This is a genomic window from Methylobacterium sp. GC_Met_3, from assembly GCF_026540775.1.
GTDB lineage: Bacteria > Pseudomonadota > Alphaproteobacteria > Rhizobiales > Beijerinckiaceae > Methylobacterium.
Genome location: NZ_JALNUL010000060.1, coordinates 1 through 18,285, shown reverse-complemented (window position 1 = coordinate 18,285; position 18,285 = coordinate 1). Strand labels below are relative to the sequence as shown.

Below are 18,285 nucleotides of genomic sequence, written 5' to 3'. Positions count from 1 at the left end.
GTATCACGCCGGTCACGAACTGAAGAGCGGCCCCCGCGACGTGGCATCAACGCTGGTCACCGACCGGATTACAGAGGACGCTCTTACGTGACCCTTCAATTAACTCTCGTTTAGCCTTCGGATTTTCAAGCGTCATTAATTTGCAGCTGATGAATTCAGATGAAGATTTAGTTGCCTATGGCAAGGCGTTGCCCTAGGCTTATCGGCTACGGCGACCAGCGTAGCACGGTGTTCAAAATGGAAGATGAAGAGTTTGTTGAGATTTTATTCGTCGGCCTCCTTGGTCGGTTACCCGATACCGCAGCGCGTAGAAATTTTGTGTCTGCGCTGAAGAACGGTATTGATCCAAAGTTGCTGTATCAGCAAGTTTTCAATTCTGTGGAATTTGCTGAGCGCGCTCGGCGCATTAATTCTAATCCTAATTCATTAGGGGAAGTGTGCGTGACGGACAGTTCAGTTGCCCTACTGCCGGACTATCAGGAAAGAATTCTTCTAATGTTAAGTCTTTTGTCTCCCGTAGATGTTGTAGGTCTTGGAAAGGTGCGGGTAGGTCGAAATAATGATGGTGGTTACGTCATGATTGACGATTTTGAGGGAATTACTGATGCTTATTCGCTTGGCATTTCCGACGATGTTTCATGGGATCGTCAAATTGCTGAACGTGGCATCAAAGTATTTCAGTATGATCACACTATAGATAGTCTGCCCGAGGAGCACGAGAATTTCAGATGGTTAAAGCGCAAAATCGCAAGTCATTCGGATATAAAACAGGGAGTAATTTCTCTCCAGGATCAATTTTTTATGAACGGTCACGGTTCAGATCGTGATTACATCCTTAAGGTTGATATAGAAGGCGACGAGTGGGAAGTTTTTTCCGCAATCGATGTTGATTTCTTAAAGCTATTCCGCCAGGTCATATGTGAGTTTCATCATATCAGCGAAATAGCCAATCCGCATAAGTTCGAGAAGATGCATGGTGCTATTTATAATCTAACCGTCCATCATAGCGTTGCGCATGTGCATGGCAATAATTATGCCCGTTGGGCGATAGTAGGTGGCGTAGCTGTTCCGGACGTTTTGGAAATTACGTTTATTCGAAATACTGGTAAAAAATTCAATAAATGTTCAGGTACTTTCCCGGACCGATTTGACCAACCAAATTCGGCTCGATTTGCGGATTTTATGCTGGGGTCATTCCGGTTTGGTGATGGGCGAAGCTAATTGCAGGAATACAGATGCTTCGGATAACACGAAACAGTTTTCTGCTCCTGTGATATGGCACGATAGTTGATTTGACTCGTAAATTTATGATGCCCGTTAGTTGCGCTCCATGCAATAATCTGCAGGCAAATCATATAAATCCCAATAATTTGGATATTTTTGTTTTCGATATGATCCTGTTTTGCCCTAGTTTGCTGAGAGCTTGTCTAAACATGGAGCCACGCACCCGAGCGAGCAATAAGCGATCGAAGTCAACGCATCGTCAAGTATTTGTGCCGGTATCAAGATCCGAATGTACACTATGTCAAAAGAGCGCGCGAACAGCTGAGGCACTGACGTATTTAGAAGATTCCATTTAGGCGTGATCCATAAGAGGCTAGGCACCGCTCCCGACTGTCTGCGTGATGACCCTGAGGCCGAGAAGGCTCAGCTGCGTGATGTCGTTCCCCCACCGCTCCGGTCAGACCTGAGTGCGCGTTTTCTGGTGTTGTGAAACCCTGATCCACCCTCGGTTTCGCGGACACCCCTGATACGCTTAGATTGAGCTGTGAAGGTGTCGAATCGCGAAGACGAGACAAAAGTTTATGCTTAAGTTCAAACGCGAGGCGGTCGTCCTGCCGGATAGTAGTGGCCGGTCGCAAATGCAGATCCAGATCGCGGTCGAGCTTGGGATCCAGCCCTCGATGGTGCGCCAGTGGCGTGCAACGCTGAACGAGGCCTTACCTCGACGGGGGTCTGCTGGATCGACGGGGGCTTCGCCACCCAGCTCGGTCGCCTCGCCGTTCGATTAGGCCGCCAAAATTACTGGCCTGCGGCGTGAACTCGACCGCACGTGCATGAAGCGCGACGTGCTAGAAAAAGCCACCGGCATCTACGCGGAGATGCACAAATGATCTTCGCCTTCATCGAGCAGCATGCCTGCACCTAGCCAGTGCGTCGTGTGTGCCACGTGCTCGGAGTTTTACCCAGTGGCTTCTACGGCCGGCGGTCACGGCCTGATAGCGCCTGCTCGGCCTCCAACCTCCAGCTCCTGGACGACGTTCGGCGCATCCGTACCGCCCACCATCGGCGCTATGGTGCCCTGCGCGTGGATACCGCCCTGCAGACTAAGAGCGCCTAACAGAACCGTCTGATCTGGTTGAGGGTGATGAGGCTGGCGGCGAGGCTCGTGAAGGCCTCGTAGATGTCTGCGCGTCGCTCATAGCGGATGGGCAATCGACGGAATCGGTTGAACCAGGTGTGTTTCGGCGTGCAACTTTGACCCCGTGAGGCGGGGGATCGGCGTCCAATTCTAACCCCCTAACCTCGTTCTCGCAGACTGCTCTCCGGTACGGCCGGAAGGGTGGTGCAGGGGGATGAAGGGCGTGGACACGATTGCGCGCATCCGGCGCGAGTTCTTCACCCGCGGCCGCGCGATCAAGGACATCGTCCGCGACCTGCACGTCTCCCGCAACACGGTCCGGAAGGTCATCCGGTCGGGGGCCACCGCTTTCGCCTACGAGCGTGAGGTGCAGCCGCTGCCCAAGCTCGGGCCGTGGCGCGACGATCTCGATCGGATGCTGACCACCAACGCCGGCAAGTCCGCTTGCGAGCGGCTGACGCTGATCCGGATCTACGAGGCGCTGCGCGGGCTCGGCTACGAGGGCGGCTACGATGCTGTTCGGCGCTATGCCAAGACCTGGAAGCGCGAGCGCACCTCGATCACGGTCCAAGCCTTCGTGCCGTTGTCGTTCGCCCCGGGCGAGGCCTACCAGTTCGACTGGAGCCACGAGATCGTGCTGATCGGCGGCACGACCGTCACGGTCAAGGTCGCCCACGTCCGGCTGTGCCACTCGCGCATGCTGTTCGTGCGGGCCTATCCGCGCGAGAGCCAGGAGATGGTGTTCGACGCCCACGACCGGGCGTTCGCGTTCTTCCGCGGCACCTGCCAGCGCGGCATCTACGACAACATGAAGACCGCGGTGGAGACGATCTTCGTTGGGCGCGAGCGTGCCTACAACCGCCGTTTCCTGCAGATGTGCTCACACTACCTCGTCGATCCGGTCGCCTGCACGCCGGCTTCAGGCTGGGAGAAGGGGCAGGTCGAGAACCAGGTCGGACTGGTGCGTGAACGCTTCTTCACCCCGCGTGTCCGGGTGAAGAGCTACGAGGAACTGAACGCCCTTCTGCTCGATCAGGTGATCGCCTACGCCAAGGCGCATCCTCATCCCGAGGAGCGCGAACACACCGTCTGGGAGCGGTTCGAAGCCGAGCAGGCAGCCCTCGTTCCCTATGCCGGCCGCTTCGACGGCTTCCACGCCATCACCGCTTCGGTGTCCACGACCTGCCTCGTGCGCTTCGACAACAACCGATACTCGGTCATGGCCTCTGCCATCGGCCGCCCGGTCGAGGTGCGGGCCTACGCCGAGCGCGTCGAGATCCGACAGGACGGTCGCGTCGTCGCCGAGCACGAGCGCGCCTTCGGGCGGGATCAGACCGTGTTCGATCCCTGGCACTACGTCCCCGTGCTGGCCCGCAAGCCCGGTGCGCTCCGGAACGGCGCACCGTTCAAGAACTGAGTGCTGCCTCCCGCCCTCGACCGGGTCCGACGCAAGCTCGCCGGCAGTGCCGGAGGTGACCGGCAGATGGTGGAGATCCTCACCGCCGTGCTCGGCGACGGGTTGCCGGCTGTCGAGGCGGCCTGTGCCGAGGCGCTGCGCGAGGGCGTCCACTCGACCGACGTCATCCTCAATATCCTCGCCCGGCAGCGCGAGCCGACCCCGCCCGTCATCATCCTGGCCCCCGAGAGCCTGCGGCTGCGCCACGAGCCGGTCGCCGATTGTGCCCGCTACGACAGCCTGAGGAGCACCCCATGATGGAACGCCAGACCATCCTCGCCACCATGGGCGAGCTGAAGCTCTTCGGGATGAAAGCCGCCTATGACGAGATCATCAAGGTCGCGGTGAAGCGGACCCACGAGCCGCAGCAGATCGTCGGCGATCTGCTCCAGGCCGAGATCTCCGAGAAGCAGGCACGCTCGATCCGCTACCAAATGACGATCGCCAAGCTGCCCCTGGCCAAGGACATCGCTGAGTTTGCCTTGGAAGGCACCCCAATCAACCAGGGTCTGGTGCGCGACCTAGCCGGCGGTGAGTTCTTGGCTCACCAGCGCAACGTCGTGCTCGTCGGCGGCACCGGAACCGGCAAGACCCATCTGGCCATCGCGATCGCGCGAGCCTGTATCCGGGACGGCGCGCGGGGCCGGTTCTACAACGTCGTCGATCTCGTCAACCGGCTCGAAGCCGAGGCGCGCGCCGGCCGGCAGGGCCGCATCGCCGACCATCTCGCCCGACTCGACCTCGTGGTGCTCGACGAGCTCGGCTACCTGCCCTTCGCGCAGTCGGGCGGCCAGCTCCTGTTCCACCTGATCAGCAAGCTCTACGAGACCACCTCGATCGTGGTCACCACCAACCTCGCCTTCGGGGAATGGCCCAGCGTGTTCGCCGGCGATGCCAAGATGACCACCGCGCTGCTCGACCGGCTCACCCACCACTGCGAGATCGTCGAGACTGGCAACGAGAGCTGGCGCTTCAAGAACCGAGCCTGAGGTCGGCGCACACGTCCTACCTGCTGGACCCCCCAATCAGCCCGGCTGCCCAACCCCGACCCGCTTCGCCGGGCTGATCAGGGGCGCCCCACCATACCCATCCAGGGGGTCAAAGTTCGACGCCGATCCAGGGTCAATCTTCAACGCTGTTTGACAAACCAGGCGTGGGTGCGCTCCACGACCCAACGGTGACGACCGAGTTTCGCGCTGCTCTCGATGCCCCTACGTGCGATGCGCGGCACGATCCCCCGCGCCCGGCACTCCTGGCGGCGGGGTCTGGCATCGTAGGCCTTGTCAGCGTGCAGCTTGTCCGGACGGCGTCGCGGTCGTCCGCGCCGACCGCTCCGCACAGACGGGATGGCATCGAGGGTGGCCGCCATCATGACGGTGTCGTGCCGGTTGGCACCGCTCAGGCAGAAGCCGAGCGGCGTGCCGCGTGCGTCGGTGACGAGATGGCGCTTCGTGCCTGGCTTGCCCCGATCCGTCGGGCTCGGGCCGGTGGCAGGCCCCCCTTTTTGGCCGGGACAGACGCGCTGTCCAGGCAAGCCCGGCTCCAGTCGATCTCCCCTGCTGCGTGCAGGCGCTCCAGCAACACATCATGCAGACGGCTCCAGACGCCCGCCGCCTGCCAATCCCGCAGTCGCCGCCAACAACTCATGCCGGAGCCGCAGCCCATCTCGGCCGGCAGCATTTCCCACGGCAGCCCCGAGCGCAGCACGAACAGGATGCCCGTGAGTGCGGCCCGGTTCTCAATTGGACGACGCCCGCCCTTCGGACGCGGTCGAGGCGGCGGGAGAAGCGGCGCGATCTCATCCCAGAGATCATCGGGGAGAAGCAGCCTGGCCGTAAGCGCTGTCTGGGCGGCACCTTCCGGCAGACGGTGTGAAGGCGACATACGGAGCGGAATGGGAGCTCCGTCACATGTCGATGTCAGGTCGTATGGCTATGTCGGAGCCGATCCGGCGCCTGGAGCTGTTCACCGGGGCCGGTCGGCGCCGGACGTGGTCGAATGAGGAGAAGGCCGCCATCGTGGCCGAGAGCGATGGGCCGGGCACCTCGATCAGCGCGGTGGCACGCCGGCATGGATTGAGCGCCTCGCAGCTGTTCACGTGGCGACGCCTGGTGCGTCAGGCTGGGGGTCACGACGGCGAGCGCGCACTGCAGTTCGTGCCGGCCGTGATGAGCGTGGACCCGCAGGATCCGACGTCTGCCGAGCTGAGCCCAGAGCTGGGGAAGCGATGCGGCTGCCACAGCATCGAAGTTGAGATCGCAGGCACCACGATCCGCATCGCTCAGGGCGCGAGCGCGGCTCAGATCGCCGCGCTGATCCGGGCGCTGAAGGCTTGCCCATGATCGGGCCGTCCGGCGCGGTGCGCGTGATGCTGGCCACCCGGCCGGTGGACTTCCGCAAGGGCATGGACGGGCTGGCCGCTCTGGTCCGGGACGCGATGGGCGCGGATCCGTTCTCCGGCACGGTCTACGTGTTCCACTCGAAGCGCGCCGACCGGGTGAAGCTCCTGGTCTGGGATGGAAGCGGGCTGGTCCTCGCGACCAAGCGTCTGGAGGCTGGCCAGTTCTGTTGGCCGAAGATCGAGGACGGCGTGGTCCGGCTGAGTGCGGCGCAGCTCGCAGCGCTCGTGGAAGGCTTGGACTGGAAGCGCGTTCATGCCGCGCGTCGCGTGGGCATGCCGGCGGTTGCCGGCTGAGCAAAAAGGCTGGCCAGCGGGCTTCATCGCAGTGGTAAGTCACTGGCGGATCTGCTCTCATCTACTTCGTGGCCGCGCCTGCTTCGCTCTCATCCGACGATCCCGAGACGCTCAAGGCGTTGCTCGCCGAGGAGCGCGCCGAGAACGAGCGGCTACGCCAGATCATCCTGGCGATGCAGCGCCACCGCTTCGGCCGCCGGGCCGAGAGCCTACCTGAGGATCAGCTCCTGCTCGGGCTGGAGGAAGCCGAGCAGGTCGAGGCCGCCGGCTTTGCCGACGAGGAGAGCGAGCCTGCCAAGAAGGAGGTCCGGAGGGTCAAGCGGCGCACGAACCGTGGGGCGCTGCCCGCCCACCTGCCGCGGGTCGAGACCGTCGTGGATATCGGCAACCTCGCCTGCCCATGCTGCTCGGGCGCTCTGCACCGGATCGGCGAGGACGTGTCCGAGCGCCTCGATGTGGTGCCGGCGCAGTTCCGAGTGCTGGTGATCCGCCGCCCGCGCTACGCTTGCCGCGCCTGCGGGGACGCGGTCGTGCAGGCCCGGGCACCAGCGCGGCTGATCGAGGGCGGACTACCGACCGACGCTCTCGTCGCGCAGGTCCTCGTCTCCAAATACGCCGACCACCTGCCGCTGTATCGACAGGCGCAGATCTTCGCCCGCCAGGGCGTCAGCCTCGACCGCTCGACGCTGGCCGACTGGGTCGGACGCGCTGCCTTCCTCCTCCGGCCCGTGCACGAGCGGCTGCTGGAGACGCTCAAGCGCTCGGGCAAGCTGTTTGCCGACGAGACCACGGCACCGGTGCTCGATCCGGGCCGCGGCCGCACCAAGACCGGCCAGCTTTGGGCGTATGCGCGCGACGACCGGCCCTGGGGCGGGACCGATCCGCCCGGCGTCGCCTACGTGTACGCGCCCGACCGCACGGCCGGACGACCGATCGCGCATCTCTCCGGGTTTGCAGGCGTGCTCCAAGTCGACGGCTACGTGGCCTACGAGACGCTGGCCAAGAACGGCGCAGTGCGGCTGGCCTACTGCTGGAGCCATGTGCGTCGGCAATTCTACGATCTCGCTGCCGCCTCGCCGATCGCCACGGAGGCGCTGTCTCGCATCGCCGCGCTCTACCGGATCGAGGCCGAGATCCGCGGACGCTCGGCCGAGGAGCGACGGGCGGTCCGGCAGGAACGAAGCCGGCCCGTGGTCGAGGCGCTGGAGGCGTGGCTGCGGGAGAAGCTTGCCCTCCTGAACCGCAAGAGCAACCTGGCGGAGGCGATCCGCTACACCCTGAACCGCTGGGAGGGGTTGAGCCTGTACCTCGATGACGGGCGCATCGAGATCGACTCCAACACTGTCGAGCGCGCGATCCGGCCACTGGCTTTGAACCGGAAGAATGCCCTGTTTGCGGGATCCGACGGCGGGGGCGAGCACTGGGCGGTGATCGCCTCGTTGGTCGAGACCTGCAAGCTCAACGGCGTCGAACCGCAGACCTATCTGGCCGACGTCGTCACCCGCATCGTCGACGGCCATCCGCAGCGGCGCCTCGATGATCTGCTGCCATGGGCTTACCAGCCAACGCCAGCCCTCAAAGCCGTGGCCTGAGGACAGCGCTTACGTCTGGCCATGCCAAACCAACGCTGAAAACCAAGCTCGGTGCCGTTCTGTTAGGCGCTCTAAGAGCCGGTCTGTCAGTCGTAGGCGGGTAAGACGTCTCGTGCGCCGGCATGGCATCCGTGCTCTGGCAGGGCGTCGGCTCCGGCCCTGCACGACCGAAGCCGCAACGACTTCCCGATCGCGCCCAACCTCCTGAGGGAGGACTTCTCGGCCGAGCGACTTGAAACTATCTGGCTGGCCGACATGAGTCACCTGTCGACCGGCGAAGGTTGGCTCTACCTGGCCGCCGTCGTCGATCTGGCCACTCGCAAGATCATCGGCTGGTCGAGGTGCGATCATATGCGCACCGAGCTGAGTGTGGGTGCGCTGATATTGGCCGCCCAGTGGCTGGGGCCGGCCCCTGGGCTTAGCTGCTACTCGGATCGCGGCAATCAGTACGCCGCTGAAGCCTACCCAAGACAGCTCGTCAACACCGGAGTGAGCCCTTCCATGAGCCGGGCGGCTTGCTGCCACGACAATGGCTTAATAAAGATTTTTTTCCATACCCTCAAGATTCAGCTCGTCCATCAACGATAAGGGACAACCTAAGATGAGGGGCGACGCGACCTGTTTGCTTACATCGAGGGCTACTACGATCGGCAACGCATCCATTCGGCACTCGGCTATCTTATGCCCGAGCAGGCCGATCGGACCGCAAGCTGCTCTCCCTGCGCCCGCAAACTCAGGGAGATAATCGAGTTTTCTGTTTGCGTGCTATAGCACGCTTGAACGCCTCGATGTGGCGCTCGGCACAGGCCTCCCAAGTAAAATGGCGACTACGGAGTTCTGCTTCCTGGGCAAGCGCAGAACGTAGGAGGGGATCGGTTGCCAACTTTTCCACCGCCATTGCAATATCGACCGAATTGGTCGGGTCAACCAAAAGTGCTCCCGAGTCCGCGATCTCCGCCATGCTAGAACCATTGGATGTGACAACGGGCGTGCCGCACGAGAACGACTCAATGATCGGCAAACCGAAGCCTTCGGCGAGCGACGGGAATACCGTGCAAATCGCACCAGAGTAAAGACCCCACAGCTGCTCGTCCGGTACGCGGCCAAGGAACGTGATGCGGCTAGCGTCAGTTCCCGCCAGATTGGTCAAGTCTTCTGCGGTAATTGACCATCCGGCCTGACCGACGACGACCATTCGAAGATGCTGGACTGCCGGTGCTCTCAGGTGCCGCATCGCCGCGATAACCGTGCTCAAATTCTTGCGCGGCTCAATTGTCCCGACGCAGATGAAGTACGGTTCTTCACCGGACGCGATCGGGCTTGCCGACGCAGCATCTCCATAACTCCCAGAATGTAGGGCCACGCCAAGATGGGCTACAGAAGAGGTGGCTGAGAGAGTTGGGAAAACTGCGCGTACGGCTCCTTCCGTAGCCGCCGAAATACATAAAAGGTGATCGGCGGCTGTGAGATAGCGCAGTTGGCCATTAAATTTGGCCACTGCTGCTGCTGAAAACCAGTCCGAATTGGTGAGCGGGAACAGGTCACAGATTGTGAAGATCTGCGGAAGCGCTTCAAAGCGCTGATCCAGGCCTGAAAATGGGAAATAGGGGTAGAACACCACGCCGGTATTGGGCCGTTGATTGTGCTCAGCAAACTTAGCTCCTGCGAGAATACCTGCGCACAGCTCAGTCGCGCTGTTCACGAGCTGCGGCGCATGGAACAGCTGCAAATTGATTCGTGTGTCGCGTGCCAGCTCCTGCATCACATTGTGCACGTAACGGTGAACGCCCGTGGCGGCCTTAGGGTCAGTCACTGCCATGCATAGAACGTCAATGTTCATATAAACATTGAGGGCCTCTGACGGTTCGGAGGCCGGACTTAGACATGCGGCCGCGTCGATGCGGGCTCTCGCCTCAGCCTGACTCGGTAAGTGGCTCAGTCTTGTATGCGCTGATTGGAGATGCTGTTCCGCCGAGGCGAATACGTCGGCTGAACCGTTTTCTTGGGTAAGGTACGCGGACAAAAATGTCGTGTGCGTACTCCAGTGGTATTTCGCCTCCGGGCGGGCGAGGATCTCGCGGACAAGGTCGCCCCGGCAGCAGCCTGACCGTATCGCCTCGGCGTGCTGCGTGCGCTCCTCATCGGACTCGAGCCGCCGTAGCAGGATTGGGTATAGCAGGGAAAGAAAAGTTGCGTCAGACAGACTAAGCAGTATTTCCAAATCTTCAGCTGCGCGTAGTGCTGAGTCGGATGGCGGAAAGAAATCGGCACAGACGACCCGGCGGTCCGCAGCCACAGTATCGATCAGCTTTACGATCCGGAGGAGACGCGACCAGGTCCGGTCGCTCGGTTCTTTGACGAACCGCACGAAGTATCGCACCAAAGCCTGCGCCTTCAGCTCATCGGGGCAATACGTATCGATGATAAAAATCAGAGGCCGAGCGTAGTTCGCCGACCGCAAGGAAAACAAGCGTTGGTTGCGGGCTGCAAAAATTCCGTCTCCGGCGTCCGTGAACCGGTTGAAGAGCCGCGCACTGGGCGCGACCCAGCGCTCGATGCCGGCACGCTCGGCGCGCATCGTGAACTCGCTATCAGCGTGATAATGCGGCAGGTGGCGCACGTCATAAAGACCGATCTCGTTGAAGACCGAGCGGTGGATAAGTGTGCCGTTCCCACATAGATAGTGCGTCGGCATCAGGCCGTTAGACGAGATTGCCAGCTCATCCAGAGCATCATCCCAGGCCCCCGCCATCGCGAGTTGCACGAAGGAGCCTGAACTCCAGTCGTTGTAGGCACCCACTCCCCACAGACGACCCGGCGTGTTGGCAAAGGCGATAACGCTTCCCACGATGCGCGCTCCAGCGCGCTCTGCGGCGCTGACGATGGCCCTCAGGAAGTCAGCGGGAATAATTGCGTCATCGTTTATAGTCAGGATGTAATCGCAACCGTCCGCCAATGCGCGAGCGACGCCGATGTTGGTCGCGGCCGTCCAGTAGGCAGAGTCAGGCGCTGATAGGATTGATGCACCAGCGACATTCAGGCTCTTCAAAGCTTCAGGCGTTCCATCTGTCGAGTTGGAATCCACTGCGTAGAACCGAAAGAGCGGGTAATCCTGTCCGTCGAGCATCCGTGCGAAGTCCACTGACCAAGCGCCTCGGTTTCGCACGGGAGTCACGACGCCGATCATGGGATACTGCGAGAGGGGCTTTGCCGTGGGTGTCCTGTCTTCAAGCGGTGCCCAACCTCGAACCGGCACATGCGCGGGGTTGGGTAGCCGGCCCTCGGCGTAACCGCGTACGGCATAGTGCTCCGACGGATCAAGGCGGGTCTCTGCCACGTCGGGGTAACGCGCGGCGTACCATTCCGGATCGACTAACTGCCGCCGCCCATGCCGGGTAGCCGCATCTGCGCTCGGGAGGCGGCCTTCGTGGTGACCCACAAGGGCGTAGTGTTCGGCCGGGTCGACACCTGCTGCTGCCACGTCGGGGTAGGCGGCCAGGTACCAGGCCGGATCAACCTCCGCCATCAACTCCCGCCCGGCCTCCCGCGCGTAGCGAGCCGCCGCTGCGGCGTTGGGATGACGACCCTCCGCTTGGCCGGAAAGGGCGTAGTGTTCGGCCGGGTCGACACCTGCTGCTGCCACGTCGGGGTAGGCGGCCAGGTACCAGGCCGGATCAACCTCCGCCATCAACTCCCGCCCGGCCTCCCGCGCGTGGCGAGCCGCCACTGCGGCGTTGGGATGGCGACCCTCCGCTTGGCCATAGCGAAGGTAATGCTCTTTAGGATCCAGGCCCGCCTCCGCTACATCGCGGTTGGTGGCGAGATACCAATTGGTATCGATAGCCTCTTCGTGGTGCGGTGGTCTTGCGGGGTTTGGCCCGCCATCTGTCTCACGCAATCCAGCCATCACCAGCTCATTGCGGGCCTATCGGCCCAATCCTGCCCCGAGATCGAAATTTCTGTGTGTTCTAGAGAGCATCACCCATCTTGTGAGAGACACTAGTTTGCCGCCGAACGATCGGCACACGCAGTCTCGAGTAGCGCGTACAGTAACTGGATAGAAAATCCACCGTGCCGTTTCGGAGGCCTTGCGCCGAGGCGCGCCGGAGCAGCACGTCACGTACGGCCAAGCCAGCATTGCGCATGCGCTGATACGCAATCACGCCTTCCTGTTCGCTGGGTTCGTACTCAAGCCTGCAATCATGTAGCTGCGGGTCGGGTTCAGCGCAGTCTGCCTTCGCAAACAGACGCAGCGCGGACACCACACCCTGCACCGCGCCGGCGCTGTACGTGCTGAGCCCATCCCGGTATGCGGTAACCAACTGAAACTCGGCGTGGTCGTAGCGGGTCGCGAAATCCGCAACCGCAGCGTCCACCGACGCCGGGTTGCCGGCGTCGAAAAGTATAAGCTTGGCGGCCGCACCGAAGAATGAGCATATCCCTGGGTCGTTGACTAGGGTGATATCGATGCCGACCGTCACATCAGCGTCTGGGCCGAAGGCGCGCGCATGCCATGCGTGGATGTCCCGCGCCTCGCGCAGATAGGCGCGGTCGACCTCCGTTAGGCTTCCGTACATGACAAAAACGGCAAGCTCATTGTAGCGCGGCGGGGTAAACCGGCTCGCGGGCGGTGAAATGCGACTTGCTTTAGTGGCAATGGCCGCGTCAATGGCGTCGGTAAGTTTCGCGACCATCTTCTCGGACGAGAAGTCTCGGGCACGTTCGAGCCCTTGGTTCACTAAATCCTTCCGCGCATCGGTTCCGGTCCAGAAGGCCGCGATATCATCAGCGAGCGCCAGGGCGTTGTACGCGTTGCCCATATAGCTCACCGCCGTACCGCAGATCTCTGGCACTGCGGCAGCCGGATTGGCCAAGACAGGTACGCCTAATGCCATAGCATCGACGAGTGGGATTCCGAATCCCTCGTATAGGCTCGGGAACACCATGCCACGGCTTGAGATCACGAGGTCAAGGAGCTTGGCCTCATCCAAGAAACCGTACAGCTCCACAAGATCACTTACGCCAAGGGCATCGGCGACACGACCGAGCCGCTCCTTCTCGGCGGTTTGCCCTGAGGTGTTGGTCAGCGCCAGCGGAACGCTCAGGCCACGCCGCTTGAGGATGGCAATCGCTTGAATCAAGATATCATGATTCTTGTGCGGCCAGGGCACGGCCGGATAGATTAGATAAGGTGCTTCGTTGCCGACCTCTGCGCGCTTGGCCCTCACGGCTTCGACGTCCAAGCCGCTGTCCTCGGCCATGAAGCCGGCCAAGTGGACGACAGAAATACGATCAACCCCGTAGAAGTCTACAAGATTGTCGCGCTCGTACCCGGAGATCGCCACGAGCCAATCCGACCGACCAATTGCGTAGCCGTACTCGGCCAACCGCCCCGCCATCTGTTCCTCGGTGTATAGCCAAGGCATGCGCAGGTGCTGGAGATCGAGAACAAAACCGATTACGGCGATTTTTGGGTCGATAAGCGTCGGCCTTAGGCCGTTCAACGGGTCGACGTAACACTCGCACCAGGACAGGAGTCGCCGCAGGCTAGCGTTGCTGTCGTCTTCAACAACCTCAAAAGTGATAGTTGGGAAGGCCTGAATTAGGCTGCGCCATTGGCGAAGTATTGCAACCCGCAATTGCACACGCCGCGGCAAATGCGCCAGGAGAGCTAGAGCAAGACGGCCGGCACCGCCCGCCCCCTTGTCGCTTGGTAGGAGTCGCACTAGATTTAAAAGCACTCGTGGTCTTGCCGTACCCACAGACGTAGCGGTCATAGTTGGCACCAGGATGCCACCCTCCGGTTTAGCAGCGATGGAACTTCTATCATATAAGCGCTCAGGCGCTCGGACAACCCGTCACTTTGCTTGATACAAGTCCCCGTCAAATCCATTGCTGCCCCATCGCGTCCGCCCGATCTGAGCTCTGCGCGGGTCTCTAAGTCTTCGGTGCTCGATTTGTCAAAGCGGCTTTCGCCGGTGTAAGCCCACGAAAATGCCCTACGTTTGATCACGGAGACCGAATGCCTCTCATGGCAACCGATCGTGTGCTGCACCGGAATTCAAGAGCGCACGAGTTGGACCATGGCATGAGGCGGGCTGAGACGAGGCGCTTCGTTCTCATCTTCGTGACCATTCTGACTGCAGTCTTACCGGCCGAGGCTCTCGATTCCTTCTCGATCACACCGACCCACACGCATCTCGCCAAGTTCAATGCCCTTGCCTCTGGTTCGGCGATGATTCTATCAGGTTTCGCGAGCCCAGGTGATCGTGGTGCTGGTTGCATACTTGTACGAGGCTCGTCCAGCGGTCCCAATGCCGTTCGGGATGGAGCTGGTGTTTGGTGGCAAGCTCCCATAGGTCGCCCAATGGATGTGACCTGCTTCGGCGCCAAGATGGACGGAAAGACCGACGACTCTGTCGCAGTGCAAGCAGCTATCACCGCTGCCACGATGTCGGGCGCGGGTGGCCAAGTCACGATTCCGGGCGGCAGTATCCGAATTGGCGGCGTGGTCTTGCCGAGCAATATCCGCTTGTCAGGGGCGGGGCCGAACGCTACGGCCGTTTTCGCCTCTACGTCGACCGTCGATGTCTTCTTGGTGTCAGATCCATCGAACGTGAGCAACGTCTCTATTGAGGCTTTAGCCGTCTACGGTGAAGCTGGAAGGCGGCAAGCCGGCGGGCGCTACGTGCTGTTCCGGAACTGCACCAACTGCCGTGTCTCAGACTTCTTGTTCTCGGGGGCTTATGTCGGCGTCGAAGTCACCGGACCGAATACGGTCAATGTGGCGCTTGAGCGTGGCCGGTCAGACGGGGCCGCCCTCTATCATTTCGCTGTGTCAGGGGGTACGGATACCTTCCTACGCGGGCTTGTCACGACAGCCGGCAGTAATGACCAATCTAAGTGTGGTATAAGGCTTACCCAGTCTGGCGGCACCTGGATCTCCGACTCGGACATCACTGCGTCCGGCCACGGAACTTGTGTGCAGCCTGGCAGCAATCAGACGGTGAAGTGGACCTTTGTTTCAAACACAGCTTTGGGTGACAGCGGCTCGGGCTACGGTCTCTTCCTCAATCCGACGGGCACCGGAGTGATCTACGGCTTCAGTGCCTCGAACTCGTGGACCTCTGCAAATAAGAGGGCTGGCATCGCGACGCAGTGCGACGAGGGCGGCGTAATTGAGGCCCTGACCCTTAATACACACCGAGCGGTGGCGAACACGCTGGAGGGAATGTTCTTCGCCTGTGGCAACGGCATCCGGATAATTGCTCCGACTGTAGTAGATAACAGCAACCCAAATGGCGGCGGCAAGATCGGACGCAATTCCGGAATTGCGTTTGGTCCGGGCGTATCACACTTCACTGTTAACAGTGGTGAGTTCAGGGCCTTATTCGGAAGCAGGCCTTTTCAAGCGCATGCCGTCCATGTGATGCCAGGTGCTTCAGATTACTACACTATACAGGGCATCGATGGCGTTGGTGGTGCGACCACTGGAATTACTATCCAAGATGACGGGACGGGTTCGCACAAGAATGTGGTAAGTAATTGGTAATTAAACCGGATCTTCCGTATCCCGACGCTGGTCTACGAGCACCGCCGCGCCTGCTTCGCGCTTAAGGTGGCTCGGCGCATCAACAGCATAGGCGTGATTGGGGCTTTGGCCGAGGCGATTTCTCTGTACAATCCATCGGAGTATATCGCTTGCGACAATGCCCCCGAGATGACCTCGAATGTGCTTCGCAATTGTGTCGCCAAAGCTGGCTCGTAGATCCACTACATTGTACCAGGCAACTGCATCGCGGGATCAAGCACCGAATTACTAGCGACAGAGTCACTCTATTCAGGCGGTATGGTAGCTCTGCTGGATCTGCGCGGCAAGGTGCTGCTGAGCCTCTGTGCTCTCCGCAATCGACACTGCCAGGTCAGCCCGCGAGGTACCGTGCGCCAACGCGAATGTCCAAGCCTGTAGCCCGCCCGCATCCGCCTGCCGGCCCAACGCGTTCTCGTACAAGCTCTCCACGAAAGAGTTGTCGTTCTGCCGGCCGGCCAGCTGGCTCAGGTGCGACTGAAACTCGGCCGAGTGCACAAAGCTGTCGGCCAGATCGACCCGGGTTGTGGCGTTGCTGTTCAGCGCACTCGACCAAGCCTGCAAGCCGGCCGCGTCGCCCGTTCGGCCGAGCACGTGTTCATACAGCCCTTCAACGTAAGCCGCGTTACTCTGGCTGGCGTAATGGCCCTGGTACTCAGCCGAGTCGACAAATGCTTGTGCGACGCTGGTGCGGTCAATTCCGCCAGCTAAGGCGCTTGTCCAGCTGTGAAGACCGGCAGCATCTGCGGCTCGGCCGAGTACGTCTTGGTAAAGGCCCCGTACATAGGTGCTGTCGGTCACTGCGCCGTTGTTACTGGCGTACTCGGCCGAACCGAGCATGGCTTGGGCGACGTCGTGAAGCGACATGCCTCCGCTCGTGATCGCGGTAGTCCAACTTTGCAGTCCGCCAGCATCAGGTGCGCGATCGAGCAAACCAAAGTACAGCCGCGCGATCTCATGCGCATGTGCTTCGGACGAGGTGGCGTTGCCGGCGCTCGTAGCGAGGCTTGACCCCGCGACGGCCCCGTACAACCCAGGATCGTGACCATCAGGGGAAGAAACTGTGTCTTGCTTCACGGCAACAGCATGCGGGTCGCTAGAGTATGCACGAATGTAGTCGATGCTGGACGAAATCGAGTTGCCCGAAGCGTCGGATTGCGTCGCCAAATTGGCGAGCATGTACATCGCACTGTGCATGTCCGACGGTGTGGCTTGCGAACCAACAAGCTGACCATCGACGTAGAATTTGATCTGGTCTGCTTCCCAATCAACACCGTAGGTGTGGTATCCTGAAGGATTAGACATTTCACTGTAGACTTGGCGATTTACCTGCCAAGGGATGCCGTTTTGTGGGTCAGTAGTATGAATTGTGCTATAGACACCCGCGTCGTTGGCTCCGTAATGCTCAACCACATCGAGTTCTTGATGACCGCCCGCGTTATTAGGATCAGGCGTTTGCTTGTTGGGCAGCAACCAGAACGCGTCCCAAGCGCCGGGCAATTTCGAGAAGTCGGCTCGAATTTCGAAATATCCGTACGTCTGCGAAAAATTGCCTTGGGTGGTGATCAGGCCCGACTGCCAACTGCCAGGGTAGCCTGATAAAGTCGTATGAGGGGGGGCGGCCGTGATCGTGAGGGCGCCGTTCTTGACGCTGAATGGATCGTAACCGGAGGAAGGGTCTACGAAGGATGACGTTCCGAAGCCGATGTCGGAATTTGCGTCGTAGCGCCACTCTGAGCGGATATCAGCCCATGTCGTCCCAGCACCGGTCTGCGAGATGCTGCGAGCATTGAACTCGTCATCGAAGGTCAGCTTGTAACCAGTTAGATTGATCGATGACATGGATCGCGCCTAACATCCTCGAGCGCACAAAATATATCATCAAGTATTAACAGTTAGTTATTTTCGTCTACTTAAAACGGCACTGTCGGCTCAGCAAGGTTGTCCCGCAGGGTGAGGTTGCACAGTTTGCGACTCGTGACGAGTTAAGCAGCACATCCGCACTCCCTTACCGTAAGAACCTAACTACCGTTCGGACCCATAATGGTGGCGCGAACCGCTTGGGTGTGCTTCACGGCTTCCGTTTGAGGAGCTCATGGATCAGTTCTGGCTAACGGACGAGCAGTTTGCGCGGATCACGCCGCACTTGCCCACCGACACACGGGGCAAGGAGCGCGTAGACGACTGGCGGGTGATCAGCGGCATCGTCCATGTCCTCAAGTCCGGCGGGCGTTGGACGGACGCACCGCGTGAGGTCTACGGGCCGAAGAAGACCCTCTACAACCGCTTCGTACGCTGGGCGGCCAAGGGGGGCTGGGTCGGCTTGTTCGAGATATTGGCGCAAGCTGGTGGGTTGGCCTCTCAGGTGCTGATCGACGCCACTGCCGTGAAGGCGCATCGCTGTGCCGCCGGAGGTAAAGGGAGAGCAGAACCAAGCCATCGGCCGCTCGCGCGGCGGGCGCACGATCAAGATTCACGCCCTCACCGATCGCTTCTGCCGCCCGCTCGCCTTCCTGCTGACCGGCGGGTAGGCCGCCGACTGCAAGGCCGGCGCGCTGCTGCTCGAACGTCTGCCCGCCTGCCGCATCGTGC

9 protein-coding genes and 7 pseudogenes are annotated in these 18,285 nt (G+C 60.8%); 11 read left to right on the top strand and 5 right to left on the bottom strand.

All coding sequences use genetic code 11. The features are described 5' to 3' along the window. Positions 1–237: 237 nt before the first annotated feature. Positions 238–1,221 (top strand): FkbM family methyltransferase, encoded by a 984-nt coding sequence (locus OXS27_RS28745; RefSeq protein ID WP_267360786.1) that lies wholly within the window; start codon positions 238–240, stop codon positions 1,219–1,221. A gap of 560 nt (positions 1,222–1,781) precedes the next feature. Next, positions 1,782–2,332, top strand: a pseudogene (locus tag OXS27_RS28740) (IS3 family transposase); the annotation flags it as partial. A 5-nt stretch (positions 2,333–2,337) separates the two neighbouring features. Here the strand turns inward: OXS27_RS28740 and OXS27_RS28735 are convergent. Then, positions 2,338–2,463 (bottom strand): annotated as a pseudogene (locus tag OXS27_RS28735) (IS5/IS1182 family transposase); the annotation flags it as partial. A gap of 113 nt (positions 2,464–2,576) precedes the next feature. On the opposite strand from OXS27_RS28735, the pseudogene istA reads away from it, so the two are divergent. Together istA and istB are read left to right on the top strand one after the other, a co-directional pair. After that, positions 2,577–4,143 (top strand): annotated as a pseudogene (gene istA / locus OXS27_RS28730) (IS21 family transposase). Then, on the top strand, positions 4,073–4,807 hold the full coding sequence (istB, locus tag OXS27_RS28725) for an IS21-like element helper ATPase IstB (protein ID WP_276592779.1): 735 nt from the start codon (positions 4,073–4,075) through the stop codon (positions 4,805–4,807). The pseudogene istA and the gene istB overlap by 71 nt, the downstream one beginning before the upstream one ends. A gap of 155 nt (positions 4,808–4,962) precedes the next feature. Here istB and OXS27_RS28720 read toward each other — a convergent pair. Further along, a pseudogene (locus OXS27_RS28720) lies at positions 4,963–5,702 on the bottom strand (IS5 family transposase); the annotation flags it as partial. Positions 5,703–5,746: 44 nt separating this feature from the next. Between OXS27_RS28720 and OXS27_RS28715 the strand changes: the two are divergent. The 4 genes and pseudogenes from OXS27_RS28715 to OXS27_RS28700 form a co-directional block, all read left to right on the top strand. Continuing rightward, positions 5,747–6,160, top strand: a complete 414-nt coding sequence (locus OXS27_RS28715) for a transposase (RefSeq protein ID WP_267360785.1) — start codon at positions 5,747–5,749, stop codon at positions 6,158–6,160. After that, the gene (gene tnpB, locus OXS27_RS28710) at positions 6,157–6,513 is read left to right on the top strand and encodes an IS66 family insertion sequence element accessory protein TnpB (RefSeq protein ID WP_267360783.1); all 357 of its coding nucleotides are present in this window, start codon (positions 6,157–6,159) and stop codon (positions 6,511–6,513) included. The genes OXS27_RS28715 and tnpB overlap by 4 nt, the downstream gene beginning before the upstream one ends. 68 nt (positions 6,514–6,581) lie before the next feature. After that, positions 6,582–8,105: an IS66 family transposase gene (locus tag OXS27_RS28705; RefSeq protein WP_267360781.1), complete on the top strand. Its 1,524-nt coding sequence runs from the start codon at positions 6,582–6,584 to the stop codon at positions 8,103–8,105. Positions 8,106–8,172: 67 nt separating this feature from the next. After that, a pseudogene (locus OXS27_RS28700) lies at positions 8,173–8,813 on the top strand (IS3 family transposase); the annotation flags it as partial. A 25-nt stretch (positions 8,814–8,838) separates the two neighbouring features. On the opposite strand, the gene OXS27_RS28695 reads toward OXS27_RS28700, so the two are convergent. Both OXS27_RS28695 and OXS27_RS28690 read right to left on the bottom strand, forming a co-directional pair. Beyond that, positions 8,839–12,012: a glycosyltransferase gene (locus tag OXS27_RS28695; RefSeq protein WP_267360779.1), complete on the bottom strand. Its 3,174-nt coding sequence runs from the start codon at positions 12,010–12,012 to the stop codon at positions 8,839–8,841. A 61-nt stretch (positions 12,013–12,073) separates the two neighbouring features. Next, entirely contained in the window at positions 12,074–13,609 is a 1,536-nt protein-coding gene (locus OXS27_RS28690) for a glycosyltransferase (protein ID WP_267360777.1), read from the bottom strand. Positions 13,610–14,472: 863 nt separating this feature from the next. Here OXS27_RS28690 and OXS27_RS28685 point away from each other — a divergent pair. Together OXS27_RS28685 and OXS27_RS28680 are read left to right on the top strand one after the other, a co-directional pair. Further along, positions 14,473–15,657 (top strand): glycosyl hydrolase family 28-related protein, encoded by a 1,185-nt coding sequence (locus tag OXS27_RS28685; RefSeq protein WP_267360775.1) that lies wholly within the window; start codon positions 14,473–14,475, stop codon positions 15,655–15,657. Between the two features lie 15 nt (positions 15,658–15,672). Further along, positions 15,673–15,870: pseudogene (locus OXS27_RS28680) on the top strand (IS3 family transposase); the annotation flags it as partial. Between the two features lie 75 nt (positions 15,871–15,945). On the opposite strand, the gene OXS27_RS28675 reads toward OXS27_RS28680, so the two are convergent. Continuing rightward, on the bottom strand, positions 15,946–17,535 hold the full coding sequence (locus OXS27_RS28675; protein WP_267360773.1) for a DUF4214 domain-containing protein: 1,590 nt from the start codon (positions 17,533–17,535) through the stop codon (positions 15,946–15,948). 253 nt (positions 17,536–17,788) lie between these two features. Between OXS27_RS28675 and OXS27_RS28670 the strand changes: the two are divergent. Then, a pseudogene (locus tag OXS27_RS28670) lies at positions 17,789–18,285 on the top strand (IS5 family transposase); the annotation flags it as partial.

What these genes read in the sequence shown, in the direction of transcription:
- OXS27_RS28745 (WP_267360786.1), top strand. Translation starts at nt 238, where the DNA reads ATGGAAGATGAAGAGTTTGTTGAGATTTTATTCGTCGGCCTCCTTGGT.
- istB (WP_276592779.1), top strand. Translation starts at nt 4,073, where the DNA reads ATGATGGAACGCCAGACCATCCTCGCCACCATGGGCGAGCTGAAGCTC.
- OXS27_RS28685 (WP_267360775.1), top strand. Translation starts at nt 14,473, where the DNA reads ATGGATGTGACCTGCTTCGGCGCCAAGATGGACGGAAAGACCGACGAC.
- OXS27_RS28715 (WP_267360785.1), top strand. Translation starts at nt 5,747, where the DNA reads ATGGCTATGTCGGAGCCGATCCGGCGCCTGGAGCTGTTCACCGGGGCC.
- OXS27_RS28695 (WP_267360779.1), bottom strand. Translation starts at nt 12,012, where the DNA reads ATGGCTGGATTGCGTGAGACAGATGGCGGGCCAAACCCCGCAAGACCA.
- OXS27_RS28675 (WP_267360773.1), bottom strand. Translation starts at nt 17,535, where the DNA reads ATGTCATCGATCAATCTAACTGGTTACAAGCTGACCTTCGATGACGAG.
- tnpB (WP_267360783.1), top strand. Translation starts at nt 6,157, where the DNA reads ATGATCGGGCCGTCCGGCGCGGTGCGCGTGATGCTGGCCACCCGGCCG.